Genomic DNA, 24594 nt, shown 5'->3' on the forward strand with positions numbered 1-24594 from the left:
GTCGACCGTCGAGGACCCGGAGTGGACGCGCCGCTACCACTCGCTCGACATCGGCGAGAAGGCGTTCGGCGGCCGCGTGGTGATCCGCCTCTCGGACGGCAACGAGATCGTCGACGAGATCGCCGTGGCCGACGCGCACCCGCTGGGCGCCCGGCCGTTCGGCCGCGAGCAGTACGTCGAGAAGTTCCGCACGCTCGCCGAGTGGGTGCTCGAGCCCGCCGAGATCGAGCGCTTCCTCGACGTCGCGCAGCGGCTCCCCGAGCTCGGCCCCGACGAGCTCGGCCGGCTCACCATCACGGCAGCCCCCGGCGCCCTGAACCACGTGGAGATCCCCACCGGCCTCTTCTGACGTCCGGGAGGGCGTGACGACAGTCCCTGCGGGTACCTCGGCGACCGGACCCGCACGGACCGTCCTCACCGCACCGGGAACCAGCGGGAAGGGATCGGATCCGCTGTCCAACCCCTGCGTCGGAGGGTCGTCCGCAGACGTCGCACCATGGCCTCGGGCTCGTCGAGATCCGCTTGGGTCACCTCGGTGACGTGGTAGCCGAGCGCTTCGATGTCGGACTCGCGTGTCCGGTCGCGCCGCCACTGGCGGAGATCGGTGCGGTGGTGGTCTCCTTGGTATTCCAGTACCTCGCCGAACTCCTCGAACATCCGGCGGTCCGGATGCCGGAGGCTCGCGCGCGCGAGTGCGTCGAAGCCGACCCGGCGCAGGGCGACGTCGCCGGCTGCGACGAGTTCGGGCACGTCGAGCGTGCGGGCGAGCTCGCACCAGGTCCGAGGGAGCGTCGTGGTTCGGATCCCGGACACCGCCGTGAGCTCGACCTCATCGATACGGAGGCTCCGAGCAGTCACCCCCGTGCGACGCACGGCTCGGTGCGGTGCCGGGATGCCGAACTCCAGAGCCTCCCGGAACGTCGGCGGTACCGGAAGCCCATGGAGGATCGCCGCTGTCGTTCCTGTGGCGAACACCCGCGCGTCGAGCACGGCCAGCACCGTGCGGCAGCGCTCGACGAAGGTGTGCTCCACGTGGGCTCGCGCCTGTCGAGGACGGGTGATCCCCAGCGTCCCGGGCTGGTCTGGACACACGATGCGGGTCCAGTGCGCCCGGAACCCGCGCAGACCGTCCACACAGACTGTCCACACTGGGACGAGCGGCGGGTCGTAGGCTGGGGGAGCGGTCGCGACGAGGCGACCCGCCCGTCCGAGGAGCCCCACGAGGAGCACGATGAGCGAGCAGACCCCGCAGTCCGAGACGCCGAAGATCTACAAGGGCCTCGCCGGAGTTCCCGTCGACGTCACCGCCATCTCGAAGGTGAACCCCGACAGCAACTCGCTGCTCTACCGCGGCTACCCGGTGCAGGAGCTCGCGGCATCCGTCACCTTCGAGGAGGTCGCGTACCTGCTCTGGTACGGCGAACTGCCGAACGACGAGGAGCTCGCCGCGTTCGAGGACCTCGAGCGCAGCCACCGGGGCCTCGACCATGAGATCAAGCGCATCGTCGACGAGCTGCCGCTGACGGCGCACCCGATGGACGTCGTCCGCACGGCCGTCAGCGTGATCGGCGCGAGCGACCCGAAGACGCCCGACGACTCGCACGCGGCGAACCTCGAGAAGTCGATCCGGCTGTTCGCGAAGCTGCCGTCGATCGTCACGTACGACCAGCGCCGCCGCCATGAGCTCGAGTTCGTCGAACCGAACAACGACCTCGGCTACTCCGCGAACTTCCTCTGGCAGGCCTTCGGCGAGACGCCCGAGCTCGAGGTCGTGAACGCGTTCGACACGTCGATGATCCTGTACGCCGAGCACTCGTTCAACGCGTCGACGTTCACCGCGCGCGTCATCGCGTCGACGCTGTCCGACCTCTACTCGGCCATCACGGGTGCGATCGGCGCGCTCAAGGGCCCGCTGCACGGCGGCGCGAACGAGGCGGTCATGCACGCGTTCGACGAGATCGGGCCCGGCGAGGGCGGCGCGCAGCGCGCCGCCCAGTGGCTGGATGCCGCGCTCGCCGACAAGCGCAAGATCATGGGCTTCGGCCACCGCGTGTACAAGCACGGCGACTCGCGCGTGCCGACGATGCGCGACGCGTTGGAGCGCATGGTCGAGCACTACGACCGCCCCGACCTGCTCGAGCTCTACACGGCGCTCGAGGAGGGGATGGACGAGCGCAAGGGCATCAAGCCGAACCTCGACTACCCGGCAGGGCCGACGTACCACCTCATGGGCTGGGACACGGAGACGTTCACCCCGCTGTTCGTCGCGAGCCGCGTGACCGGATGGACCGCGCACGTCATGGAGCAGCTCGCGTCGAACGCGCTCATCCGGCCGCTCTCGGTGTACGAGGGGCCGGAGGAGCGGCACGTGCCGCCGAAGGGCAACGCGGCCGGCGAGTAGCCGAGCGTTCACGCCTCTGCACAACGCCGCGCCGCGGCATCCGTCGTCGCGCTGTGCAGGCCCACCAAGGTGGAGATGTCCACGACGGATCGGTCATATCCTCATGGACTATGCACATGCTGTTCCGGACCCTGCTCCACATGCTGTTCCTGTCTCGTCGCAAGCCGACGCTCGGGCACTACGACATCGCGCGGACCCGGTTCATCACCCTGCCGACCGACCTCGACGTGAACCGCCACATGAACAACGGCGTGTACTTCTCGATCATGGATGTCGCGCGGTTCGACATGCTCGTCCGCAACGGCGTCTTCGGCCTCATGCGCGAGAAGGGCTGGTACCCGGTCGTCGCGAGCGAGACGATCACGTTCCGCAAGTCGCTGCAGCTGTGGCAGCGGTTCACGATCGAATCGCGCCTGATCGGGTACGACGAGCGCGCGGTCTACGTCGAGCATCGGCTGGTCCGCCCCGGCGCGGACGGGGAGCCCGAGATCTACGCCCGTGCGTTCATCCGCGCCAGGTTCCTCCGCAAGGAGGGCGGCACGGTCGCCGTGTCGGAGCTGATGGAGGTGTTCGGCACTCCGCCGGCCGACGACGAGCTGCCCGAGTGGATCGAGCGCTGGGGGGCGGATGTCGCGCTGCCGCCGACGCGCGCAGGTGCGCCGTCCGTCTGGGCCTGACCGGCGCCGTCGCACCCGCGGGACCGGGGGACCAAGTGCCGTGCCGGCAGCGCCGCCGCGGTCGTAGCATCGCGGAACATGCACCTGCTGTTCCGCACCCTGCTCCGCGTGCTGTTCTTCGCTCGCCGGGGGAGTCGGCTCGGCCTGCACGACGTGGCGCGTGCACGATTCGTCACGCTGCCGACCGACCTCGACGTCAACCGTCACATGAACAACGGGGTGTTCCTGTCGATCATGGACCTCGCGCGCATGGATCAGTTCGTGCGGACCGGGATCTTCGACCTCATGCGGTCGCGGGGATGGTCGCCGGTCGTCGCGAGCGAGACGATCGCGTTCCGCAAGCCGCTCGGCGCCTGGCGGCGATTCACGATCGAGACGCGCCTCGTCGGCCACGACGAGAAGGTCATGGTCTTCGAGCAGCGGTTCGTGCGCCCGAGCCGGGATGGGGGGCCGGAGATCTACGCGAGGGCCTTCGTCCGGAAGCTCCTGGTGCGGAGGACGGGCGGCGCGGTGCGATTCGCCGAACTCGTCGACGCCCTCGGCATCGACCCCGCGGAGGCCGACGAGCGCAGGCCGCCGGAGTGGGTCGAACGATGGGGCGAGGAGGTCGCACTGCCGCCGAGGCGCAGCGAGGCGCCGTCGACCTGGGAGTGAGGGCCGGGCGGATCGCCCCACGCGGGTGCGCCCGCTAGTGCCGTGCCTTCCACGGCACGACGACCTCCTTGATGATGAGGATGATGCCGGCGGCGACCGGGATCGCGACGAGCGCGCCCGGCAGCCCGGCGAGCGTACCGCCCGCGAGCGCGGCGATGAGGACGATCGACCCGGGAACCTGCACGGCGCGGTTCATGACGCGCGGCGTGAGGATGTAGGCCTCGACCTGCATGTAGATGAGCATGCCGATGAGCACGATGATCGCGGCCGTCGGCGAGGTGAAGAGGGCGATCACGGTCATGAAGGCCGTGGTCAGCACGGTTCCGATCATCGGGATCAGCGTGATGAAGAACGCGGCCACGGAGATGACGAGGGCGAATGGGACGCCCGCGATCGTGAGCAGGATCAGGCTGTAGACCGCGTTGAAGAACGCGAGCACGACCATGCCGCTGAGGTACCGGCCGACGTTCTGCATGATCTGCTCGGAGATCCCGACGATGCGTGCCCGGTGCGAGGCCGAGATCAGGGTGTAGATCGCCGCCTTCGACGAGTCGAGCGTCGCGGTGAAGTAGATCGTCAGGATGAAGATGAAGAACGCCGTCGAGATGCCGCCGATGATCGCGAAGCCGATGTCGAGCGCGCCGCCGCCGACCGTGGCCCACGTCGCCGGGTCGGTCAGGATGTCGACGACCGTCGAGTAGAGGTTGGCGAGCACGCCGTCGGAGTCGGACGCGAGCTGCTGGTACCAGTCCTGCTGCTGCAGGTTGGCGTACAGGTCGGGGATCGACCTGATGAACTCCGCGGCCTGCGTGATGACGAGCGGCAGCACGAGCCCGAGCATGCCGCCGATGACGAGTACGAACAGGATGATGACGGTGAGGATGGCCCAGCCGCGCTTCATGCCGCGCCGCTGGAACCAGCGCACCAGCGGGTCGAGTCCGAGCGTGATGAAGATCGCTGCGAACACCGAGAAGACCACGCTGGAGAGGTTCAGCAGGGCGGCGGCCAGCGCCAGCGTGACGAGCACGCCGGCCGTGGCGAGCAGTCCCCACACGAATGGTCGGTCGCTCAGCATCCCGCCGGGCGCGGGTGTGGCCTCCCGGGTCCGGGCCGTCTCGAGGTCGCGCGCACGCCGTCCGATGGGCTTCACGCGCGTCAGTCTAGGGGTGCGGGGCGCCGCCGTGGGGTGCGCCGAGCCGCGGGCGCGTCAGCGACCGCGCGCGGCGTCGGGCGCCTGGGCGGAGGTCGGGACGTGCAGGGCCCGGTAGGTGTCGACCAGGCCGGGGTCGTACGCGCTCCACTCGGGCATCTCCGAACCTGAGCGCGCGGCGGCCAGCCGATCGAGGAAGTAGTCCCAGCCGGGGCCGATGGAGGTCGCGTCGGCGGGCGTCCGCAGCCGCTGGCCGAGCGTCAGCGTCGTCATCCCGCCGGCCTCCCGGAGGTGGCAGAACACGCGGACGGCGTCCTCTCCCTCGCCGATGTCGGCGTGGAAGCCGTGGGGCGCGTCGCACTCGAGGATCGAGGTGTTCTGCCACTCGGCGTCCTCGCTCGACATCCTGAACCGGACGGCGCCCGTCGACGGGTTGCCCGTGTAGGTGCCGATCCACGCCAGCATCGCCGTCGGATTCGTCAGCGAGTACCAGACGTCCTCGATCGGCGAATGGAACAGCCGATCGAACTGGAGGTAGAGGCCGTCGCCCTTGTGAACGTAGTGGCCGGTCGCTCGAGTGATGGTCATCGTCGCCCCCATGCGTGTCGTCCTGACTTCAGGCTAATCCGGCCGCCCCGGGAGGGCTAGAGTGGCGCGCATGAGCAGTCGGGGAACCTCGCAGCGGACGCACGACGAGCAGTCGCTCCACATCGCCGGACGGCACAGCGGCATGTGGGGGTGGTTCAGCGGCATCATCGTGCTCGCGCTGATCGCCGTGCCGCTCAGTGCGGCGTTCGCGTTCGCGACGAACCCGGGGACGCAGCAGCTGTTCGGCGGACGGCTCTCGGAGGCGACGCAGGGCGGCTACCAGGCGTTCTGGTGGGTCGTCACGCTCCTGCTCGTCGCGCTGCCGATCCTCGTCGGCTACGGCGTCGCGAAGATGTCGGCGCGCGCGCTCATCATCGTCGGCGCCGTCGTCGCGCTGTTCGTGGTCGCGATCATGATCCTCGGGCAGCTGTTCGTCTTCTGATCAGGGGAGTTCCTCCTCGAGCACCGCCATCGCGGCGTTGTGACCGCCGATGCCGCTCACCGCGCCGCCGCGCACCGCGCCCGAGCCGCACATGAGCACGCGCGGGTGCGCGGTCGCGACGCCCCAGCGGTCGGCGGGCGTCGCGGCCTCGGCGCCGGGCTCCAGCCACGGCCAGGACAGCGTGCCGTGGAAGATGTTGCCGCCGGGCATGTTCAGCGCGTGCTCGAGGTCGCGGGTCGTCTTCACCTCGATGCAGGGGCGGCCGGCGGCATCCATGGCGATGACGTCGGCGATGGGCTCGGCCAGCACGGAGTCGAGCGAGGCGAGCACCGCGTCGCGGAGTCGCTCGCGCAGCTCGTCGTTGCCGTGCGCGTCGACCAGTCGGTCGGGCACGTGCAGCCCGAACACGGTGAGGGTCTGCGCCTCCGACTCGGCGAGCCCGGTTCCGAGGATCGTGCGGTCGCTCAGGGTGTGGCAGTAGATCTCGCACGGCAGCGGGTCGGGCAGGTCGCCGGCCGCGGCGCGGCGGTAGGCGGCGTCGAGCTGGGTCTCGAGCTCGTTGATGTGGAACGTGCCGGCGAACGCCTGCTCGGGCGCGACCGACGCGTCGGCGAGGCGCGGGAGCCGCGTGAGCAGCAGGTTGACCTTGACCTGTGCGCCCTCGGGCATGCCGGCGCGGGCCAGCCGGTGCCGTGCGCCCGCGTCCAGCGGGACCTCGTCCGAGTGTGCGCCCGCCGCGGGCTCGTCGCGGGGTGCGACGGATGCCGCGGCGCCGGCGCTCGGTTCGGTCGCACCGCTCGCGGTTCCGGCGGCCGCTGCGACCAGGCGGTCGAGGACGACCGGCGCGACGCCGGCGAGCACGACGTGGGCACGCGCCGTGCGGTCGACGCCGCCCTCGCGCCAGCGGACCTCGCCCGAGTCGCCGTCGATCGCGACGACCTCGGCGTCGGTGCGGAGCACGGCGCCCGCCTCGCGGGCGACCCGGGCGAGTTCGCCGGACACGGCGCCCATGCCGCCGACGGGCACGTCCCAGTCGCCCGTGCCGCCGCCGATCACGTGGTACAGGAAGCAGCGGTTCGCGTCGAGCGACGGGTCGTCGAGGTCGGTGAACGTTCCGATGAGGCCGTCGGTCGCGACGACGCCGCGCACGAGGTCGTCGGCGAAGCGCGCATCGATCGTCTCCCCGAGCGGTCGCTCGACGAAGGCATCCCAGGCGTGCTCGTCCGCGATGAGGCTGCGCGCCTCGGCGCGGGTCGGGAGCGGCTCGGTGAGCGTGGGGAAGAGGCGCTCGGCGACGCGGGCGGTCTCGGCGTAGAACGCCTGCCACGCTTCGGCGTCGCCCTCCGCGCCGACCCGGGCGAACGCGTCGCGCGCGGACGCGGCATCCGCCTCGCCGTCGACGAGCAGGCCGCGCGACGGGTCGCGCGGGTCGGGCGTGTACGACGAGAACCGACGGCGCACGAGCCGGACGTCGAGGCCGAGGTCGTCGACGATCCGCTGCGGGAGCAGGCTCACGAGGTAGGAGTAGCGGCTGAGCCGTGCGTCGACGCCCTCGAAGGCCTCGGCCGAGACCGCGGCGCCGCCGAGGTGGTCGTCGCGCTCGAGGAGCAGCACGCGCTTGCCGGTGCGTGCGAGGTATGCGGCGGCGGTCAGGCCGTTGTGGCCGCCGCCGACGATGAGGACGTCGTGGTCGACTGCGGGACGGGGCGCGGCAGGGTGCGCATCGGTGGGCATCCCATGAGCGTAGACGAGCGGATGCCCCGTCCCGACGTCGTCCGACGGCTTCGCCTCCATCGGGGAGATCCGGCCGGGTTCCGGCCGCAATCGGGGTGACAATCGACGCATGGCCGCGACGACGTCCCGCACGCTCGACCTCCTCTCACTGCTGCAGAGCCATCGGCACTGGACCGCTCGCGAGCTCGTCGACCGACTCGGCGTCAGCGAGCGCACGCTTCGTCGCGATGTCGAGCGGCTGCGGGAGCTCGGCTACGCGATCGAGTCGACGAGAGGGGTCGCGGGGGGCTACCGCCTCGCGGCGGGCACCGGGCTGCCGCCGCTGCTGCTCACCGATGACGAGGGCGTCGCGATCGCGGTCGGCCTGCGCTCGCAGGCGGCGGCGGGCCTGCGCGGTGCCGAGCACACCACCTTCAGTGCGCTGGCGAAGATCGAGCAGGTGATGCCGCCCGCGCTGCGTCAACGGATCGAGGCGCTGCAGGCGGTCGCGGCGCCCGCCGGTGGGCCGGGCGCGGGGCCGCAGGCCGCGGCATCCGTCGACAGCGACCTGCTCGGCCTGCTCGCGCTCTGCTGCCGCGACGCCGAGCGGGTCAGGATGACGTACACGGATGCCGCGGGGGCCGCCACGACCCGGTCTCGAGCCGCACCGGCTCGTGCCCCTCGGGCGGCGCTGGTACCTCCTCGCGTGGGATCGCGACCGCGACGACTGGCGCACGTTCCGGCTCGACCGGATCGACGACGTGTTCCAGACGCGGGTCCGCTTCGCGCCGCATCCGCTCACCGACGACGACGCGCTCGAGCGCGTGCAGCGCGCGGTGCGGTGGCGCGACCATGCGGTGCGCGCCGCGGTGCACGTGGCGATGCCGGTCGAGGAGTTCCGCGAACGGCTCGGCTGGTGGGCGCGCGACGCGGTCGCCGCTCCCCACGGCGAGGGCACGGTGTGGCCGGTCGAGGGGGAGTCGGTCGCGGGCGTCGCGGCGGCGCTGCTCTGGGTGCCCGAGGGGGTCGGATGCCGCGTCGACGGGCCGCCGGAGCTGCTGGCGTTCCTGGGCGCGCAGGCCGCGCGGTTCGCGGCGGCGGCCGCGTCGGCGGCGGGCTGAGGCGACGCACGAGGGTGCGGACCCCGATGTCGGGGGTCCGCGGTCGAATGAGCGCATGGACATCGCCTTCATCGCCGGGTTCGGGCCGATCGGCACCGTCGACGGCGCGTCGCACGACTTCTGGGCGGGTGCGCTCGGCATCCCGTTCCACGAGAACGCGCCGCGCTACTTCCACACCGAGGAGGTCGAGGGTGCGAAGGCGTTCGCGATCTGGCCGCTCGACCAGGCGGCGGAGGCCACGTTCGGCACGACGGAGTGGCCGGCCGATCGGCCGGTGCCGCAGGCGTGGGTCGAGTTCGACGTCGCGTCGCCCGAGGCGGTCGGCCCCGCGGTCGAGGAGCTGCGTGCGAGGGGCCTCGAGATCCTCGTCGATGCGCACGAGGAGCCGTGGGGGCAGACGACCTCGCGCCTGATGAGCCCCGAGGGGTTGCTCGTGGGTGTCAGCTACACCCCGTGGATGCACGGCGACGGCGCAGGCGACGAGTCCGGCGGGCGCGAGGCCGCGGGCTGACCTGGCGCGGGCGCGCGAAGGTCGGTGCGGGCCGCCTGCGGACCGCACCGGTCGTCGGCTCGGTCAGCCGCTTCGCTCGAGGGTGCCGATCGGCGAGCCATCGGAGCCGAGCACCGTCATGGTGTCGTTCGCGACGTCTGCGACGCTCATGCCCGAGAGCCAGTCGTCGACCCCCTCGCACGCCATCTGCGTACTCGCGACGTTCTCGAACTCCACCTGATCGGCCTCGTTCACCGACCACGTCCCGGTCAGCTGGTTGCAGCCGTCGCTGCCCGAGAGGTCGCCGCCCTCGTCGAGCTCGAGGTACGGCGAGCCCTCTCCGGTCGCGTCGCCCCACGTGCCGACGGGATCCACGGTGCCCCCGGTGTCCTCGCCCTCGGCCCCGCTGCACCCCGTGAACGCGAGCGCGGCCGCCAGTACCCCCATACCGATGACGAGCCTGTGCCTGCTGGTCATGTTCGCAGCGTAGCGGGGCGCACCCGCCGCGTCACGCCGCGGTCTCGAAGTGCCGCCGTCCGGCTCGCGTGGGAATCCCCGGCAGGACCCTGCGGGCAGCGGCATGGGAGCGCAGGATCAGTCGTGCGTCGCGGGCGGCTCGCTCCGGGCCGCTGCGCGGGCGAGGGCGTCGCGGGCGGCCACCACGGCCGGGCGCCTCGAGGCGGCACTCCGGGTCGACGAGAACACCTCGCGGGTCGGGTCGTCGGGCAGGGACGCGAGCTGCACGCTCGGAGCCTCGCCGGCCCACACGAGGTCGGGGAGCAGGCCGACGGCGTTGCCCGAGCGGATGAGGCGGATGTGCGCCATCAGGTCGGCGGTCTCGAAGCGCACGTCGGGTTCGAACCCCGCGCGGCGGCAGAGTTGCTCGGCCCACTCGCGCGAGGCCGTTCCGCGCGGTTCCATGACCCACGGCATGTCCGCGGCGGCTCGGAGGCCGTCGCCGGCGACGAGCCGCAGCAGCTCGGTGGGGCCGTCCTTGGGGAGTGCCGCCGCGACGGGATCGGGACGCCGCAGCCCCCGCCGGCGTGCGGCCGGATGCGGCGGGAGCGCGAGGCGGATCGCATCGCGCGCGAGCGGGACCCGGTCGAGCTCGGGGTGCAGGGGGCGCGTGTAGCCGGGGTACTGCTCGGCGACGACGAGGTCGAAGTCGCGCGCCGCGACGTCGAAGAGGGCGAGTTCGGGTTCGCGCTCGGTGACCTCGACGCGAAGCGAGGGGTGCTCGGCGGCGAGGAGGGTGAGCGCCTGCGGGACGACGGCGTGTGCGGCGGACTGGAAGACGGCGATGCGCACGGTGCCGCTCACCGTGGTGAGAGAGCGCGCGACGTCCGCCTCGGCCTCCTCGAGCCGCTCGAGCACGGCCTGCGCGTGGCCGACGAGCAATTCGGCCTGGGGCGTCAACTGCACGCGCCGGCCGACCTGGACGAGCAGCGGCACGCCCGCCTCCTTCTCGAGCTGGCTGAGCTGCTGCGAGACCGACGAGGGGCTGTACGAGAGCGCCTCGGCGACCGCGGTGAGCGTGCCGCGCTGGCTGAGCTCGACCAGGAGGCGCAGGCGTCGGACGTCGAGCATGCGTGCGACCTCCTCGCGCGGCATCCGCATCGGTATCGGGCCCGCGGTCGGCGCGGCGCAGGTCGCGACCCCGACCATTCGGGAAACATGAACAGTATGCATCGGATTCATTCGCTGTACCGAACGGAATCCGAGGCGCACACTGGAGGTGCCGGGCGTGCATCATCCCCGTACGCCCTCCGAGACCTAAGGACACCGCAGTCGTGACCACTTCGAAGCTCCTCGTGGACGTCGTTCCCGACACCGATCACGTCATCGCTCTCGTCGAGCGCTGGCTCGCCGAGAGCGCGAACCACCCCGTCGACCCCGCAGCGCAGCGCCTCGCCGGCGTGCTGAAGGACGAGCACGGTCTCGCGTTCACCGTCGGCTTCGTCGACGGCGTCATGCGCCCCGAAGACCTGGGCGTCGCCGCCCGCAACCTCGCCGAGGTCGCGAAGCTCACGCCGAAGTTCCTGCCCGGCTACCTCAAGGCCGCGATCCGGCTCGGCGGCGCGATGGCGCCGACCTTCCCCTGGCTCGTCATCCCGATCGCGCGACGCGTCCTGCGCGCGATGGTCGGCCACCTCGTGCTCGACGCGACGCCCGCCAAGCTCGGCCCCGCGATCGCGAAGCTCCGCGAGTCGGGCAACCGCCTGAACCTCAACCTGCTCGGCGAGGCCGTGCTCGGCGAGCACGAGGCCGACCGGCGGTTGAAGGGCACCTACGACTTCCTCGCGCGCGACGACGTCGACTACGTCTCGATCAAGGTCTCGAGCGTCGTCAGCCAGCTGTCGATGTGGTCGTTCGACGAGGCCGTCGAGAAGGTCGTCGCGAAGCTCACGCCGCTCTACGAGCTGGCCGCCCGCGGCACCGCGCAGGGCAAGGCCAAGTTCATCAACCTCGACATGGAGGAGTACCGCGACCTCGACCTCACGATCGCGGTCTTCACGCGCCTCCTCGACCAGCCGCAGCTGCAGGGCCTGGAAGCCGGCATCGTGCTGCAGACCTACCTGCCCGACGCGCTCGGCGCGATGCAGGGGCTCACCGAGTGGGCGCAGGCGCGACGGACCGCCGGAGGCGCGCCGATCAAGGTGCGCGTCGTCAAGGGCGCGAACCTCGCGATGGAGACCGTCGACGCCCGCGTGCACGACTGGCCGCTCGCGACGTACTCGACCAAGCAGGACTCCGACACCAACTACAAGCGCGTGCTGCACTGGTCGATGACGCCCGACCGGATCGACGCCGTGAAGCTCGGCATCGCCGGCCACAACCTCTTCGACGTCGCGCACGCATTCCTCACCGCGAAGGACCGCGGCGTCGCCGACGGCGTCGAGTTCGAGATGCTGCTCGGCATGGCGACCGGCCAGGCCGAGGCCGTGCGCGGCGACGTCGGCCGCCTGCTGCTCTACACGCCCGTCGTGAACCCGAGCGAGTTCGACGTCGCGATCGCGTACCTGATCCGCCGCCTCGAGGAGAACGCGAGCCAGGACAACTTCATGTCGGCCGTCTTCGAGCTGAACGAGAACCGCGCCCTGTTCGAGCGCGAGCGCGACCGGTACCTGCGCTCGCTCGCCGCGCTCGAGGGCGAGGACCCGGAGGGCGCTGCGCCGTCGCCGAACCGCACGCAGAACCGCCGGACCGAGTGGGACGAGAAGGACGTGGCCGACCTCGCCGGCACCGTCGTCGGCGCGCCCGCTCCGGGCGAGGAGCACGAGGGCTCGCTCACGAGCGTCGTCCTCGGCATCACCCGCGGCTCCTCGCTCGACGGCGAGCTGACGGATGCCGCGGCCGCCGCCGCAGCCGAGCTCACCGGCCCCGGCGTCACGCCCGGGTTCCGCAACGAGCCCGACACCGACCCGGCGCTCGCCGCGAACCGCGACTGGGGCCGCCGCATCCTGGAGCGAGTCCCGACGTCGACGCTCGGCATCGACACCCTGAAGGCGAACCGCATCGAGACGGCCGATGAGCTCGAGCAGCTCATGACCGCGGTCACCGAGCGTGCCGCGGCGTGGGCGGCCCAGCCGGCCGACGAGCGCGCCGCGCTGCTCCACCGCGCGGGCCTCGCGCTCGCCGCGAACCGCGACCGGCTCATCGAGGTGATGGCGTCCGAGACCGGCAAGACCATCGCCGAGTCGGACCCGGAGATCAGCGAGGCCATCGACTTCGCGCACTACTACGCCGAGCGGGCGCGCGAACTCGACCACGTGCAGGGCGCGCGGTTCGTGCCGTCGAAGCTCACCGTCGTCACCCCGCCGTGGAACTTCCCGGTCGCGATCCCCGCGGGCGGCGTGCTCGCCGCGCTCGCCGCCGGCTCGGGCGTGATCATCAAGCCCGCGAAGCTCTCGCAGCGCTCGGGCGCGATCATGGTCGAGGCGCTCTGGGAGGCCGGCATCCCGAAGGACCTCCTGGCCCTCGTGGACCTCGGCTCGCGCGACCTCGGCACGAAGCTCGTCTCCGACGAGAAGGTCGACCGGGTCATCCTCACGGGTGCGTACGAGACGGCGGAGCTGTTCCGCTCGTTCCGCACGGACCTGCCCCTGCTCGCCGAGACGAGCGGCAAGAACGCGATCATCGTGACGCCGTCGGCCGACCTCGACCTCGCGGCATCCGATGTCGTGAAGAGCGCGTTCGGCCACGCGGGCCAGAAGTGCTCGGCCGCGTCGCTCGTGATCCTGGTCGGCTCGGTCGCGAAGTCGGAGCGGTTCCGCCGCCAGCTGGTGGACGCCGCGACGAGCCTCCGGGTCGGCTGGCCCGAGCACCCGTCCAGCCAGATGGGCCCCATCGTCGAGCCCGCCGGCGGCAAGCTGCTGCACGCGCTCACGACGCTCGGCGCCGACGAGGACTGGCTCGTCGAGCCGCGCCAGCTCGACGGCACGGGCCGCCTCTGGTCGCCCGGCATCCGCGCGAACGTGAAGCCGGGCTCGTACTTCCACCTCACCGAGTTCTTCGGCCCCGTGCTCGGCATCATGCACGCCAAGGACCTCGACGAGGCCATCCGCTTCCAGAACGCCGTCGACTTCGGCCTCACGGCCGGCCTGCACTCGCTCGACGCCGACGAGCTCGCCACCTGGCTCGCGAACGTCGAGGCCGGCAACCTGTACGTCAACCGCGGCATCACGGGCGCGATCGTGCAGCGGCAGCCGTTCGGCGGCTGGAAGCGCTCCTCGGTGGGGGCGGGTGCGAAGGCCGGCGGCCCGAACTACCTGTTCGGCCTCGGCGACTGGCAGCCGGACCACTCCGAGCCGAGCCGCTCGCTCCACCTGCGCGGCCTCGAGCGCCGTGTGACCGAGCTCATCGAGGCGTCGCAGTCCTCGCTCGACTACGACGCGTTCGAGATGCTCCGCCGGTCGGCGCTCTCCGACGCGGTCGCCTGGGCCGACGAGTACGCCACGGTGAAGGACGTCTCGGGCCTCGGCGTGGAGCGGAACCTCTTCCGCTACCTGCCGCTGCCGGTCACGATCCGCGTGGGCGAGGACGCGACGCTCGCCGACGGCCTCCGCGTCATCGCGGCCGGCCTCCTCGCCAAGGCGCCGCTGTCCGTCTCCACCGCGCACGAGCTGCCCAAGGGCGTCCGCGCCCTCCTCGCGGCACGCGACACCCGCGTGGTCCGCGAGGGCGACGCCGGCTGGATCGCGCGCGCGGGGAAGGGCGAGGTCACGGGCCGCGTCCGCCTCGTCGGCGGGTCGGCCACGGCGCTCGCCGAGGCGACGGGCGGCACGCCCGACCTCGCGGTCTGGTCGCACCCGGTGACTCCGTCGGGCCGCGTCGAGCTGCTGCCGTTCCTGCACGAGCAGGCGATCTCGATCACGAACCACCGGTTCGGCAACCCGACGACGATCTCCGACGGCGTCATCTAGGCACACCGAGACGGATGCCACGAGGGGGCGGTCGCAGGCGCGGCCGCCCCTTCGCCGTGGTCGGCCGGCCGGCCCGCGGGCACGCCGACCGCTCCGAGCCCGCCCGGGCCCGTGGCATCCGCCCTCGCCCTTGTGCGCCCCCGGACGCTGCGCTAGACACGGAGCAGGTTGCGACGCCGCGTCCTGAACCCTCCGCGCGGGGGCGGATCGAACCGGGGAGGGGCTCCGATGGCATCGACGGCCGGGACGCGGGCGCCGTCGAAGCTGAGCCTCCCGGCACTGACCGCGATGGTGGTCGGCTCGATGGTCGGCGCGGGCGTGTTCCAGCTGCCGGCGCGCTTCGCGAGCCAGACCGGCGTGTACGGCGCGCTGATCGCGTGGACGATCGCCGGGCTCGGCATGCTCACGCTGGCGCTCGTGTTCCAGACGCTCGCGATGCGGAAGCCGAAGCTCGACAACGGGGTCTACGTCTACGCGCGGGCCGGCTTCGGCGTCTACCCCGGCTTCCTCTCCGCGGTGGGCTACTGGGCGTCGGCCTGCGCGGGGAACGCCTTCTACTGGGTCCTCATCATGACGACGCTCTCGCAGCTCTTCCCCGAGCTGCGCCCGGTGCTCGGCGAGGGCGACACGTGGCCGTCGTTCTTCATCTCGGTTGCCGCGGTGTGGGGCGTGTACCTGCTGATCCGGCGGGGCGTCCGCGAGGCGGCCGCCGTGAACTTCATCGTCACGATCGCGAAGCTCGTGCCGCTCGCGCTCTTCCTCGTCCTCGTCGTCTTCTTCTTCGACTGGGACGTCTTCGTCGGCAACCTCTCCGGCGACGCCGGGCCCGCTGGGGACGAGGCGTTGTTCACGCAGGTGCAGGGCACCATGCTCATCACGGTCTTCGTGTTCCTCGGCATCGAGGGCGCGAGCGTCTACTCGCGCTACGCGAAGAAGCGCTCCGACGTCGGGCGGGCGACCGTGCTCGGCTTCCTCTCGGTGCTCGCCCTCTTCGCGTCCGTCTCGATCCTGTCGTACGGGATCCTGCCGCAGGCCGAGATCGCGGCGCTGCAGCAGCCGTCCGCCGGCGGCGTCCTCGAGGCGGCCGTCGGCCCGTGGGGCGGCGCGTTCATCCGGGTCGGGCTCATCATCTCGGTGCTCGGCGCCTACCTGGCGTGGCAGCTGCTCGCCGCCGACGTGGTGTTCGCGGCCGCGACGGACCGGGACCTGCCCGGCTACTTCGCGCGGCTGAACTCGCGGGACGTGCCCGAGCACGCCGTGCTGTGGACGTCGATCCTCGTCACCGTCATCCTCTTCGCCGTGCAGTTCGTGAGCGACGCGCTCGACTTCACGCTCGACCTCACGGCGGCGCTGTCGCTCGCGCCCTACGCGCTCGCGAGCGCATACGCCGTGAAGATCGCCGTGCGGCGGGACGGGTACGCGGATGCCGCGCCGGCGCGTCGGACGCGCGAACTCGTGATCGCCGCGATCTCGACCGCGTACACGCTGTTCCTGATCTGGGCCGCCGGGTACGTGTTCCTGTTCCTGGCATGCATCCTGCTCGCCCCCGCGACCGCGCTCTACGTCGTCGCCCGCCGCCAGCAGCAGGCCAGGGTGTTCACGCCCGCCGGCCTCGTGGTCTTCATCGCCATCGTGGCGTTCGCCGTGATCGGCGTCGTCCTGCTCGCAACCGGTGTCGTCCAGCTCTGACCGTCCTCGCGCTGCGGCGCAGAAGGGAGCACACCATGTCGCACCAGTCGTACGGCGTCCATTCCGAGGTCGGCCGCCTGAACAGGGTCCTCGTCTGCAGGCCCGGGCTGAGCCATGAACGGCTGACGCCGAGCAACAGCGACGCGCTCCTGTTCGACGACGTGCTCTGGGTCCAGAACGCCCAGCGCGACCACGCCGACTTCGTGCAGCACCTGCGGGACCGCGGCGTCGAGGTGGTCGAGCTCCACGACCTGCTCGCCGAGACCCTGGCGGTGCCGGGCGCACGCGACTGGCTGCTCGATCGCAAGATCGTCGCGAACGAGGTCGGCGGCGGCCTCGTCGCCGACACGCGCGCCTTCCTCGACTCGCTCGACCATTCGGCGCTCACCGAGTACCTCATCGGCGGGCTGTCGACGCGCGACCTGCCGGCGGAGTTCCGGTCCCCGGAGGTCGCGCTGGTGCGCGAATCGGCGGGCATGACCGAGTACCTCATGCCGCCGCTTCCCAACACGATCTACACGCGCGACACGACGTGCTGGATCTACGGCGGCCTGACGCTGAACCCGCTGTTCTGGCCGGCGCGCCACGCGGAGACCATGCTGATGAAGGCCATCTACGACTTCCACCCCGACTACACCAGCAGCACCGTGTGGTGGGGCGACCCCGAGCAGGACTGGGGCCAGGCCACGCTCGAGGGCGGCGACGTCATGCCGGTCGGCAACGGCGTCGTGCTCATCGGCATGAGCGAGCGCACCTCCCGGCAGGCGATCACGGCCGTCGCCTCCCGGCTGTTCGAACAGGGCGCCGCGAACCGGGTCGTCGTCGCGGGCATGCCGAAGCTGCGCGCCGCCATGCACCTCGACACCGTCTTCACGTTCGCCGACCGCGACCTCGTGACGTACTACCCCGACATCGTCGACGGCATCCACACGTTCTCGCTGCGGCCCGCCGACGGCGGGGGCATCGAGGTCGCCGAGGAGCGCGCGTCGTTCATCGACGTGGTCGCCGAGTCGCTCGGCCTCGCGAAGCTGCGGGCGGTCGAGCCCGGCGGCGGATGGTACGCCGGCGAGCGGCAGCAGTGGGACAGCGGCAACAACGCCGTCGCGGTCGAGCCCGGCGTCGTCTTCACGTACGACCGGAACACGTACACGAACGAGCTGCTCCGCAACGCGGGCGTCGAGGTCATCGAGATCGTCGGGGCGGAGCTCGGGCGCGGGCGCGGCGGCGGGCACTGCATGACCTGTCCGATCTCACGCGACGCCGTCGAGTACTGACGGAGGCGATGGCGGTGCGCATCGATGCCGACCTGATGATCCCGGGCGAGGGCGACCCCGTCCGCGACGCGACCGTGGTGCTCTCCGGCACGACGATCGACTACGCCGGCCCGCGCGCCGGTGCCCCCGACACGGATGACGCGGCCATCCACGTGCCGACGGTGATGCCGGGGCTGTGGGACTGCCACGCCCACCTGATCGGGGTGACCGGTGGCGACCTCACGATGCTCGTGCGGGAGCCGCAGGCCGTGCACGTCGCGCGTGCCACGCGCTCGGCGGCCGACCTCCTCGACGCCGGCGTCACGAGCATCCGCGAGGTCGGCGGCTACGGCGTCTCGCTCGCGCGCGTCATCGACGAGGGCACGATCCCCGGTCCGACCGTCTACGGCGCCGGGGCGATGCTGAGCACGACCGGGGGGCACGGCGACCTCCACGAGATGCCGGTCGACGTCATCGTCGACGGGGCGCACCAGGGCCTGCCCCTGCAGCTCTGCGACGGCGTCGACGAATGCCTGAAGGCCGTGCGACTGCAACTGCGCCGGAACGCGAAGGTGATCAAGGTGCACGCCTCCGGCGGGGTGCTGAGCGAGCTCGACGACCCGATCCACCAGCAGTTCTCGAACGAGGAGCTGCGCGCGATCGTCGAGGAGGCCGGACGCGCCGGCCGGGTGGTCGCCGCGCACTGCCACGGCAAGCCGGGCATCATGGCTGCGCTCGAGGCCGGTGTCGGGTCGATCGAGCACGGCACCTACCTCGATGAGGAGGCTGCGGCGGCGATGGTGGAGACCGGCACGATCCTGGTCTCGACGCGGTCGATCGCCGCTCGACTGCTCCGGCGACTCGACGCACTCCCGCCGTGGGCCGCGGAGAAGACCCGCGTCGTCGCCGACCGGCACCTCGAGTCGATGCACGTGGCCCGCGACGCGGGCGTGACGGTGGCCGCCGGCACGGACTTCGCGACCGTCGGCGCCGACTCGCTCGTGCCGCACGGCACCAACGCCGAGGAGCTGGGGCATCTCGTCTCGGTCGGCTACAGCCCGCTCGAGGCGATCCGGGCGGCCACCGCGTCGGCCCCGCGCACGCTCGGGCCGCAGGCGCCGCGATCCGGGCGGCTCGAGGCCGGCTACGACGCCGACGTCATCGCGCTCGACGTCGATCCGCTCGCGGACGTCTCGGCGCTCGCCGGGCCGGCGCACGTCACGCACGTGTGGAAGGCGGGCACCGCGGTCAAGACGCCCGCATGACCGCCGAGCGGTCGTTGGTCCCGTCGCGGCCGTACGCGCCGCCTAGGCTCTGGACATGGCCGTGCACGCACCCATCGTGACGTTGACCATGAATCCCGCGCTCGACGTGTCGAGCACGGCCGACCGGGTCGTCCCCGAGCACAAGCTGCGGTGCGGGCCCAGCCGGTTCGATCCGGGCGGCGGCGGGGTCAACGTGAGCCGCGCCATCCGGAACCTCGGCGGCAGCTCGATCGCGGTCTACCCGCTCGGCGGCCCGACCGGCCAGGCGTACCGCGGGTTCATCGAGGAGGCCGGCCTCGTGGCCCGGGTGATCACGATCGCCGGCAACACCCGCGAGAGCTTCACGGTCGACGAGCTGTCGACCGGGGAGCAGTTCCGGTTCGTGCTGCAGGGTCCCACGATGCGCGAGCCCGAGTGGCGCGCGTGCCTGTCGGTCGTCGCCGACGAGCTGCCCGTCGGCGGGTTCCTCGTCGCCAGCGGCAGCCTGCCGCCGGGCGTGCCCGACGACTACTACGCGAGGCTCGCCGAGATCTCGGCGGCCCACGACGTGCGGTTGGTGGTGGATGCCTCGGGGCCGGCCCTGCGCCGCGCGCTCGATGCGGGCGTGTTCCTCATCAAGCCGAGCCGGGACGAGCTCGCCGAACTCGTCGGCGCCGACGGCGAACTCGACGAGCCCGAGCTGGTCGAGGCGGCCCGAGTGCTCGTCGCATCGGGTCGTGCGGAGGTCGTCGCGCTCACGCTCGGCGGGCGCGGCGCCGTGCTCGTGACGCGTGACGAGGTCCTGCGGCTGCCCACGCCGCGCGTCCGCGTGGCGAGCGCCGTCGGCGCGGGGGACGCCTTCCTCGGTGCGCTCGTGCTCCGGCTCGCCCAGGGGCGGACCCTCGGCGAGGCGTTCCGCACCGCGGTCGCCGCCGGGAGCGCGACGGCGATGCAGCCGGCGACCGAGCTGTGCCGCGCCGAGGACGTCGCCCGGTTGGAGGCCGACCTCGCGGCGGCGTGAGCCGCGGCATCCGTCGAGCCCGGCCCGCCGCCCCGTTGAGTTCGCAGGATGAGGGGCGCCATGCCCCGCCTCGCGGCACCATGGCGCGGCGGGTCCTGCGAGCTCGCGCCGGTCGCGCGCGGTCGCGGTGCGGATTCGCAGGATGATGCGCACGATGGCACGCCCCTGGACGGCGTGACCCGGTCGGTCCTGCGAACTCGCGACGCCCCAGGCGGAGAACGACCGGCGGCGTCAGGCGCGGCCGCGGTTGCGACGGCGGATGTCGCGCGGCGCGCGCCCGCCGACGAACGAGCGGCCGGCGTCGACGAGGAACCCGTTGCGCAGCGCCTCGCGTCCGATGAGCATGCGGAAGCCCATCTCGTCGCGGTTCGTGAGCGTGACCTCGGCCGTGACCGGCCGGTCGTGCAGGACGACCTCCATGAGCACCACGAGCCGCTCCTGCGTGTGGCCCGTCGAACTGCGGACGACCCGGCGATCGTGGACGGGGAGCTCGACCGTCGCGGCATCCGCGTCGGTGTCCTGCCAGGGGTGGATGCCGAAGCGCACCCAGTCCGCCCCGTCGCGCTCGAACTCCTCGACGTCGAAGGCGTGGAGCGCCGACGAGCGCGCGCCCGTGTCGAGCTTGGCCTTCAGCCACGCGACGTCGGCCTGCGGGAGGCGCACCCATTCGCGCCATCCGGCGATGGTGTTTGAATGGTTCGGCACATCCGTCACCCGATCATCTTCGCAGGGACTCCCGAATGAAACTCGCGATCCTGTCGCGCGCGCCGCAGGCGTACTCGACCCAGCGTCTCCGTGCTGCAGCGCAGCAGCGCGGTCACGAGGTCAAGGTCCTCAACACCCTCCGCTTCGGCATCGACCTCTCCGGCGCCGAGCCCGACCTGCAGTACCGCGGTCGTCCGCTGTCGGACTACGACGCGATCCTGCCGCGCATCGGCAACTCGATCACCTACTTCGGCACGGCCGTCGTCCGCCAGTTCGAGCAGATGGACGTCTACACGCCGAACACGGCGAACGGCATCACGAACGCGCGCGACAAGCTCCGCGCGAACCAGATCCTCTCGCGCCACAACATCGCGCTGCCGGCGACGACGTTCGTGCGCAACCGCGCCGACCTGCGCCCCGCGATCGAGTCGGTCGGCGGCGCGCCGGTCGTCATCAAGCTGCTCGAGGGCACCCAGGGCATCGGCGTCATCCTCGCGCCGACGGTCAAGGTCGCCGAGGCGATCATCGAGACGCTGCACTCGACCAAACAGAACGTGCTGATCCAGAAGTTCATCGCCGAGAGCCGCGGACGCGACATCCGCGCCCTCGTCGTCGGCGACCGGGTCGTCGCGGCCATGCGGCGGGTCGCGAGCGGCGACGAGTTCCGCTCGAACGTGCACCGAGGCGGCAGCGTCGAACCCGTCGAGCTCACGCCCGAGTACGAGCAGGCCGCGGTGCGGTCGGCGCAGATCATGGGCCTGAAGGTCGCGGGCGTCGACATGCTCGAGGGCAACGAGGGCCCGCTCGTCATGGAGGTGAACTCCTCGCCCGGCCTGCAGGGCATCGAGACGGCGACGAAGCTGGACGTCGCGGGCGCCATCATCGACTACATCGGCAACCAGGTCGCGTTCCCCGAGATCGACGTGCGCCAGCGGCTCACGGTGTCGACCGGCTACGGCGTGGCCGAGCTCCTCGTGCACGGCGCGGCCGACCTCGTCGGCAAGTCGCTCGGCGAGTCCGGGCTGTGGGAGCGGGACATCACGGTCCTGACCCTGCACCGCGGGGCCACGGTGATCCCGAACCCGCGCAAGGGCGTCGTGCTCGAGGCCGAGGACCGACTGCTCTGCTTCGGCAAGCTCGAGGAGATGCGATCGATGATCCCCGAGCGCCGGCGCCGCCGGCAGAAGGTCCGGCGGCTGCCGAAGGAGCCGATCCCGGCGCCGCAGGAGGCCGCGGCGAGCTGACGCCCGGCGCGCCGCGAGCGGACCGAGGCGCGATCGCGCGCGCAGGTCAGCGGCGGGCGCGCAGCGCGCGTGCGACGGCGGCCTCGGCGGCCTCCGTCGTCACGCCCAGGCGCTGGGCCGTGTCGGCGAAGTCGGATGCCGCGGCCTGCAGCGCCCGCTCGACCGGATCGCCCGCCGCGCTGACGAACGTGCCCGCTCGGCCGCGCCCCTCGACGACGCCGTCGCCCTCGAGCTCCTTGTAGGCGCGCGCGACCGTGTTCGCGGCGAGCCCGAGCTCCTCGGCGAGGGCTCGGACCGTCGGCAGCTTCGAGCCGGCCGCGAGGCGCCCGTCGCGCACGGCGTCGACGACCTGCATGCGCAGCTGTTCGTACGGGGGAGTGCGCGCGTCGTCGTCGACGGTGAATCGCATGGGGTCTCCGGGGTCGGTGCTCGGGAGCCGGCGTCAGTCTCGGTTCCGGTTGACGAGGCGCGAGAGCACGATCGCGCTCCGCGTGTGGTCCACGTTGGGGGCGATCCGCACGCGTTCGAGCGCCTCCTCGAGCGAGGTGATGTCGCGGGCGCGCATGTGCACGATCGCGTCGGCGCTGCCCGTCACGGTGCCCGCGTAGACGACCTCGGGCACGCCCTGCAGGATCCGCTGCAGCTCGTCGGGCGCGACCGTGCCCCGGCAGAACAGCTCGACGTAGGCCTCGGTGCTCATGCCGTCGACGGCGGGGTCGACCTGGATCGTGAACGCCTTGATGACGCCGTCGGCGACCAGCTTGTCGACCCGACGCTTGACGGCCGATGCCGACAGCCCGACGGCGGACCCGATGTCGCCGTACCCGGCCCGCGAGTTCTGGCGGAGCAGGTCGAGGATGGCCCGGTCGAGGTTGTCCATGGGCCCACTGTAGGACGGTCCGTTGCGTGGCGATACGGGCCGACGCCGGTTTCGTGCGTGGTGTTGCGGTTTCGTGATCGCAGTGGCGCGCGACGCGCGGATGCGGCATCCGTTCGCCATCGGCGCACACCGCGGAAACCGCTCGCCGACCGACGTATCGTGACCGCATGACCCCGAACACCGTTCCCGCGCGCCTCGCCGTGCAGCTGCAGCCGCAGCACGCGACCTACACGCAGATCCGCGACGCCGTGCTCCGCATGGAGGACCTCGGTGTCGACGTGGTCATGAACTGGGATCACTTCTTCCCGTTGTCCGGCGACCCCGACGGCCTCCACTTCGAGGCGTGGACGATGCTCGGCGCGTGGGCCGAGCAGACCGAGCACGTCGAGTTCGGCACCCTGGTGAACTGCAACTCCTACCGCAACGCCGACCTGCAGGCCGACATGGCCCGCACCCTCGACCACATCAGCGCGAAGGGCGGCGACACGGGTCGCTTCATCTTCGGCACCGGTTCGGGCTGGTTCGAGCGCGACTACGACGAGTACGGCTACGAGTTCGGCACCGTCGGCTCGCGCCTCGACGACCTCGCCGAGGCGCTGCCCCGGGTGAAGGCGCGCTGGGCGCAGCTGAACCCGGCGCCGACCCGCGACATCCCGATCATGATCGGCGGCAAGGGTGAGCAGAAGACGCTCCGACTCGTCGCCGAGCACGCCGACATCTGGCACTCGTTCGTGCGACCCGACGAGCTGGGTCACAAGGTCGACGTGCTGAAGCGCTGGGGCGAGAAGGTCGGGCGCGACGTCTCGGGCATCACGATCTCGAACGAGCTCTCGCGCCGCAGCCTCGACGACGCGTACGCCGACGCGCTCTACGATGCCGGCGTGCGCCTGTTCACGCTCGGGATCTCGGGCCCGCACTACGACGACGCGGCCGTGAGGCACTGGCTCGCGTGGCGCGACCGCCGCAACGAGGAGGCCGGGGTGCGCGCGGCCTGAGCTCGGGTGGGCGGAGGCACGCCGCCGGATCAGTCGGCAGGCGTGGTGGGGAAGCTCACCTCGCCCGACGCGGACCACTCGACGTGGGAGGAACCGGACTCGAATCCTCCTTCGACGTACATGCCGTCCGCGGGGAAGGCGGCACCGTCGGTGCAGGTCGACGTGCCTCCGACCTCGGGCACGTCAGCATGCAGGCAGACCTGCGTGGCGTCCGCGTTGCGCGCGACGTGGATGGATGCGCCGTCGGGCATGGTCCCCACGCGTCGGTACGTCGACACGTCGAACTCCGGATCGGCGACGCTCGGCACACGTCGTCCGGCACCTGCGCGCGTTCGAACACGACCATCGCCGGCGCCTCGTCGAGGGGCATCGCGTCGGGCGACCCCGCCGGGTCGGGTCGCGTCGCGACGGAGCTCGCTGAGCTCGGCCGCCGCCCGGGCGCGCTCGGCGTCGTCGGATCCGGCCCCGTAGGCCGCCGTTGCAGTCGGCGATGCGCGCGCCCTCCGGCGTCCGGGTCTCCTCGCCCCGGCCGGGGTAGGGCGACCGGGCGGGGCTCAGGACGGCGTACCGCGTCTGCCGACGGCAAGCATCCGCCCGCGCACCCGGCTGGTTCGCTCGAGGGGATGCCGAATGCACCGCGTGAGGCCGCAAGCGGTGCATCCGGCATCCTCTCGATCGCCGGATGCGACAGGTGACGCGGCTGTGCGAGCGTGCGGAGCCCGCGCCGGATTCGTGCGCCCGCCCGGCCCGCCACGACGCGCGAAGCGCGCGGACGCGGCATCCGTCACGCCCGAATCGTTGCGCGAGCTCGACGAACGCGCAGGAATCGTGTGCCGGAAGCCGAGAACTCGCGGGCCGCGAGGCCCACACTGGAGGTGGCGTCCCGACGGCGGTGCCATCCGAA

23 protein-coding genes and 2 pseudogenes are annotated in these 24594 nt (G+C 72.0%); 15 read left to right on the forward strand and 10 right to left on the reverse strand.

What is annotated here, in order from left to right; genetic code table 11:
* A pseudogene (locus GJR97_RS09860) lies at positions 1–349 on the forward strand (MmgE/PrpD family protein); the annotation flags it as partial.
* A gap of 65 nt (positions 350–414) precedes the next feature.
* Here the strand turns inward: GJR97_RS09860 and GJR97_RS09865 are convergent.
* Positions 415–1032, reverse strand: coding sequence for a hypothetical protein (locus GJR97_RS09865; RefSeq protein WP_154346333.1), 618 nt, complete (start codon positions 1030–1032; stop codon positions 415–417).
* A 199-nt stretch (positions 1033–1231) separates the two neighbouring features.
* Between GJR97_RS09865 and GJR97_RS09870 the strand changes: the two genes are divergently transcribed.
* The 3 genes from GJR97_RS09870 to GJR97_RS09880 all read left to right on the forward strand — a co-directional run bounded on the left by GJR97_RS09870 (position 1232) and on the right by GJR97_RS09880 (position 3732).
* The gene (locus tag GJR97_RS09870; RefSeq protein WP_154346334.1) at positions 1232–2401 is read left to right on the forward strand and encodes a bifunctional 2-methylcitrate synthase/citrate synthase; all 1170 of its coding nucleotides are present in this window, start codon (positions 1232–1234) and stop codon (positions 2399–2401) included.
* A gap of 110 nt (positions 2402–2511) precedes the next feature.
* Positions 2512–3078 carry an acyl-CoA thioesterase gene (locus GJR97_RS09875; RefSeq protein WP_154346335.1) on the forward strand — a complete coding sequence of 189 codons (567 nt, stop codon included), beginning with the start codon at positions 2512–2514 and terminating at the stop codon, positions 3076–3078.
* A 78-nt stretch (positions 3079–3156) separates the two neighbouring features.
* Complete coding sequence (locus GJR97_RS09880) at positions 3157–3732, forward strand: acyl-CoA thioesterase (RefSeq protein ID WP_154346336.1); 576 nt, start codon at positions 3157–3159, stop codon at positions 3730–3732.
* Between the two features lie 34 nt (positions 3733–3766).
* On the opposite strand, the gene GJR97_RS09885 is transcribed toward GJR97_RS09880, so the two are convergent.
* Complete coding sequence (locus GJR97_RS09885; protein ID WP_324613369.1) at positions 3767–4882, reverse strand: AI-2E family transporter; 1116 nt, start codon at positions 4880–4882, stop codon at positions 3767–3769.
* A 57-nt stretch (positions 4883–4939) separates the two neighbouring features.
* Positions 4940–5470: an SRPBCC domain-containing protein gene (locus GJR97_RS09890; RefSeq protein WP_195760661.1), complete on the reverse strand. Its 531-nt coding sequence runs from the start codon at positions 5468–5470 to the stop codon at positions 4940–4942.
* A gap of 70 nt (positions 5471–5540) precedes the next feature.
* Between GJR97_RS09890 and GJR97_RS09895 the strand changes: the two genes are divergently transcribed.
* Positions 5541–5912, forward strand: a complete 372-nt coding sequence (locus GJR97_RS09895; protein WP_154346338.1) for a hypothetical protein — start codon at positions 5541–5543, stop codon at positions 5910–5912.
* Here GJR97_RS09895 and GJR97_RS09900 read toward each other — a convergent pair whose 3' ends face one another.
* Positions 5913–7646: a phytoene desaturase family protein gene (locus GJR97_RS09900; protein ID WP_154346339.1), complete on the reverse strand. Its 1734-nt coding sequence runs from the start codon at positions 7644–7646 to the stop codon at positions 5913–5915.
* Between the two features lie 109 nt (positions 7647–7755).
* Here GJR97_RS09900 and GJR97_RS18895 point away from each other — a divergent pair.
* From GJR97_RS18895 to GJR97_RS09910, 3 genes and pseudogenes are all read left to right on the forward strand, one after another.
* Positions 7756–7881 (forward strand): annotated as a pseudogene (locus GJR97_RS18895) (HTH domain-containing protein); the annotation flags it as partial.
* Between the two features lie 373 nt (positions 7882–8254).
* On the forward strand, positions 8255–8746 hold the full coding sequence (locus tag GJR97_RS18250) for a helix-turn-helix transcriptional regulator (protein ID WP_229276211.1): 492 nt from the start codon (positions 8255–8257) through the stop codon (positions 8744–8746).
* A 55-nt stretch (positions 8747–8801) separates the two neighbouring features.
* Positions 8802–9257, forward strand: coding sequence for a VOC family protein (locus GJR97_RS09910; RefSeq protein ID WP_154346340.1), 456 nt, complete (start codon positions 8802–8804; stop codon positions 9255–9257).
* A 63-nt stretch (positions 9258–9320) separates the two neighbouring features.
* Here GJR97_RS09910 and GJR97_RS09915 read toward each other — a convergent pair whose 3' ends face one another.
* Positions 9321–9713 carry an META domain-containing protein gene (locus tag GJR97_RS09915; RefSeq protein WP_195760662.1) on the reverse strand — a complete coding sequence of 131 codons (393 nt, stop codon included), beginning with the start codon at positions 9711–9713 and terminating at the stop codon, positions 9321–9323.
* Positions 9714–9830: 117 nt separating this feature from the next.
* Positions 9831–10823, reverse strand: a complete 993-nt coding sequence (locus GJR97_RS09920; RefSeq protein ID WP_154346342.1) for a LysR family transcriptional regulator — start codon at positions 10821–10823, stop codon at positions 9831–9833.
* Between the two features lie 203 nt (positions 10824–11026).
* On the opposite strand from GJR97_RS09920, the gene GJR97_RS09925 reads away from it, so the two are divergent.
* The 5 genes from GJR97_RS09925 to GJR97_RS09945 all read left to right on the forward strand — a co-directional run bounded on the left by GJR97_RS09925 (position 11027) and on the right by GJR97_RS09945 (position 19866).
* Positions 11027–14659, forward strand: a complete 3633-nt coding sequence (locus GJR97_RS09925; RefSeq protein ID WP_324613370.1) for a bifunctional proline dehydrogenase/L-glutamate gamma-semialdehyde dehydrogenase — start codon at positions 11027–11029, stop codon at positions 14657–14659.
* A 228-nt stretch (positions 14660–14887) separates the two neighbouring features.
* Positions 14888–16348 (forward strand): basic amino acid/polyamine antiporter, encoded by a 1461-nt coding sequence (locus GJR97_RS09930; RefSeq protein WP_154346343.1) that lies wholly within the window; start codon positions 14888–14890, stop codon positions 16346–16348.
* Between the two features lie 35 nt (positions 16349–16383).
* On the forward strand, positions 16384–17622 hold the full coding sequence (locus tag GJR97_RS09935) for an arginine deiminase (RefSeq protein ID WP_154346344.1): 1239 nt from the start codon (positions 16384–16386) through the stop codon (positions 17620–17622).
* A gap of 14 nt (positions 17623–17636) precedes the next feature.
* The gene (locus tag GJR97_RS09940) at positions 17637–18866 is read left to right on the forward strand and encodes a metal-dependent hydrolase family protein (protein ID WP_324613371.1); all 1230 of its coding nucleotides are present in this window, start codon (positions 17637–17639) and stop codon (positions 18864–18866) included.
* Between the two features lie 55 nt (positions 18867–18921).
* Entirely contained in the window at positions 18922–19866 is a 945-nt protein-coding gene (locus GJR97_RS09945) for a 1-phosphofructokinase family hexose kinase (protein WP_154346346.1), read from the forward strand.
* A 231-nt stretch (positions 19867–20097) separates the two neighbouring features.
* Here the strand turns inward: GJR97_RS09945 and GJR97_RS09950 are convergent, their stop codons facing one another.
* Positions 20098–20580: an ATP-dependent zinc protease family protein gene (locus tag GJR97_RS09950; protein WP_324613372.1), complete on the reverse strand. Its 483-nt coding sequence runs from the start codon at positions 20578–20580 to the stop codon at positions 20098–20100.
* A gap of 26 nt (positions 20581–20606) precedes the next feature.
* On the opposite strand from GJR97_RS09950, the gene rimK reads away from it, so the two are divergent.
* Positions 20607–21815, forward strand: a complete 1209-nt coding sequence (gene rimK / locus GJR97_RS09955; protein ID WP_154346348.1) for a 30S ribosomal protein S6--L-glutamate ligase — start codon at positions 20607–20609, stop codon at positions 21813–21815.
* Between the two features lie 46 nt (positions 21816–21861).
* Here the strand turns inward: rimK and GJR97_RS09960 are convergent, their stop codons facing one another.
* Both GJR97_RS09960 and GJR97_RS09965 read right to left on the reverse strand, forming a co-directional pair.
* A complete protein-coding gene (locus GJR97_RS09960; RefSeq protein WP_154346349.1) occupies positions 21862–22224 on the reverse strand; it encodes a GntR family transcriptional regulator in 363 nt (120 codons plus the stop codon).
* A gap of 33 nt (positions 22225–22257) precedes the next feature.
* The gene (locus GJR97_RS09965; protein ID WP_129235538.1) at positions 22258–22695 is read right to left on the reverse strand and encodes an Lrp/AsnC family transcriptional regulator; all 438 of its coding nucleotides are present in this window, start codon (positions 22693–22695) and stop codon (positions 22258–22260) included.
* 167 nt (positions 22696–22862) lie between these two features.
* On the opposite strand from GJR97_RS09965, the gene GJR97_RS09970 reads away from it, so the two are divergent.
* Positions 22863–23690, forward strand: a complete 828-nt coding sequence (locus tag GJR97_RS09970) for an LLM class F420-dependent oxidoreductase (RefSeq protein WP_154346350.1) — start codon at positions 22863–22865, stop codon at positions 23688–23690.
* A gap of 29 nt (positions 23691–23719) precedes the next feature.
* Here the strand turns inward: GJR97_RS09970 and GJR97_RS09975 are convergent, their stop codons facing one another.
* Positions 23720–23968: a hypothetical protein gene (locus GJR97_RS09975; protein WP_154346351.1), complete on the reverse strand. Its 249-nt coding sequence runs from the start codon at positions 23966–23968 to the stop codon at positions 23720–23722.
* Positions 23969–24594 lie beyond the last annotated feature (626 nt).

Origin of the sequence: Agromyces kandeliae (genome assembly GCF_009674665.1) — a bacterium.
GTDB lineage: Bacteria > Actinomycetota > Actinomycetes > Actinomycetales > Microbacteriaceae > Agromyces > Agromyces kandeliae.